The organism is Moorena sp. SIO3I6, assembly GCF_010672095.1.
On record NZ_JAAHHU010000863.1, the window covers coordinates 1 to 2,009 of the forward strand.

Below are 2,009 nucleotides of genomic sequence, written 5' to 3' on the forward strand. Positions count from 1 at the left end.
TTGATTAAGGTCAACAACCGAGGAAATTCACTACAAGAGAATGGTTTCCACTTTTCATTGGGCTATCAGCTGTAGGTTCGCAGCTGAGTTTTGAGCAAAAGTCTTGAAATAATATAGCAATTCTACGACTTGTGAGGTACAAATTTCTGGTTTTTAGGGAGCAGGGAGCAGGGAGCAGGGAGCAGGTAATAGTTAAGAGGTAAGAGGTAAGAGGTAAAAAATAATGTGTACCTCATAGCTACGATAAACGCTATATGCATTAACAAGAGGCTCTGAACGACAGAGCCTCTTGTTTTATTAACGTCATGTAGTTTTCAGCAAACCTACTAGCATAATTATACCCTGGCGTTCTCCAAAAATAGAAATAAACTTTGTAGAAACAGTTAATGTATTATTTGAGTTTTAGTTTTAAAGTTATAAATAAGCGAGTAGTTGATACTAAATCTGGTTGGCAAAGCAATTATTCTAGCTCTGTTTACAAATCAGCTTTCATAGACTAATACTCCTAGTCAAAACCTAAGTATTACCAATAAGTAAATGAAAACGTTACCAGGCGCTTTGCTGTTTCCCACTGAATCGTTTTAGCTAGTAGGGCAACAAAAAAGACCAATTTAACACAACTATTGCTTTAGCAGTATTAAAAACCAAATTCACTGATTTGGAGAAATTAACGATGGCTACTCCTACTTCAAAAGGCCAAGTTTCCAATATAAAATTTTCTGGCATTCATCATATCGACAGCTTACTTGGGAATAATAAATGGGGCGGTTCTACCGGAAAAGGTGTTAACTTAACCTATAGTTTTGGTGAGTGGAGTTCATTTTACAAGACAAACTATCTTGAAGGTGAACCTTGGTCTGGTTTTTCCCCTCTGACTAGTACCCAAAAAATTGCTGCTGAAAATGCATTGAAGGCGTGGAGCGAGGTTGCCAATATTAACTTTACCAAAGTCATTGACTCTAAAAAAGTTGCAGGTGATATTCGCTTCGCTAAATCCTCTAAACCTGATGGAGCATGGGCTTATTTGCCCGATCCCTCAGCAGAAGCAGGAGATATCTGGTTCAGTCATGGCAAAGAATATAACACTGACAAAAAAGGAACGTTTGGTTATCATACATTCCTCCATGAAATCGGACATGCTCTTGGACTAAAGCATCCCCACGCAAAGGATGGTTCTAGGGTAGTCGCTAATTTAAATATTGATACGACTGCCTACACAGTTATGAGCTATCGGTCTTATGTGAATCAGCCTTTAAGTGGTCTAATTCAAAATTTTTATCCCACTACGCCGATGTTGCACGATATTGCTGCTATCCAGTACATCTACGGTGCAAACATGAACACGCGCAAGGGCAATACAGTCTATAAGTGGGCTCCCGGACAACAACTTTTGGAGACTATCTGGGATGCAGGTGGTAACGACACCATCGACTGGTCGAACCAGTCTTCCAACGCTAAGATTAACCTAAACCCTGGACAATGGAGTCAACTAGGTCCAGCGTATTGGAACGGTAAAGAGTTGGAAAGCAGAACCCTAGCGATCGCTTATGGTGTGACTATTGAGAATGGCATTGGTGGTAGCGGCAATGACACAATTTATGGCAATAATGTTGCAAATGTCCTACGAGGTGGCGAGGGTAATGACTATCTGAGTGGTGGCTCAGGCAATGATTTTTTAACTGGTGGCTCAGGCAATGATTCTTTAACTGGTGGCTCAGGCAATGATTCTTTAACTGGTGGAACTGGTAGCGATCGCTTATACGGTGGTACAGGCAATGACAATCTCTATGGCTCTAGTGGTAATGATACCCTCAGTGGTAGTTCTGGCAATGATCTCCTCAGTGGTAGTTCTGGCAATGATTCTTTAACTGGTGGAACTGGTAGCGATCGCATGTACGGAGGCTCAGGGAATGATCGTATCTATGGTGGTGCAGGTGATGACATTTTATATGGGGGTACTGGAAATGATGTGCTCTCTGGAGGTACTGGTGCAGATAAGTTTGTCTTTA

General features: G+C 41.2%; 1 protein-coding gene. It reads left to right on the forward strand.

Features of this window, described 5'->3' with window-relative positions:
- Positions 1 to 673 precede the first annotated feature (673 nt).
- Positions 674 to 2,009, forward strand: a 1,336-nt coding sequence (locus F6K49_RS43700) for a M10 family metallopeptidase C-terminal domain-containing protein (protein ID WP_293108036.1), incomplete at its 3' end; no start/stop codon positions are given.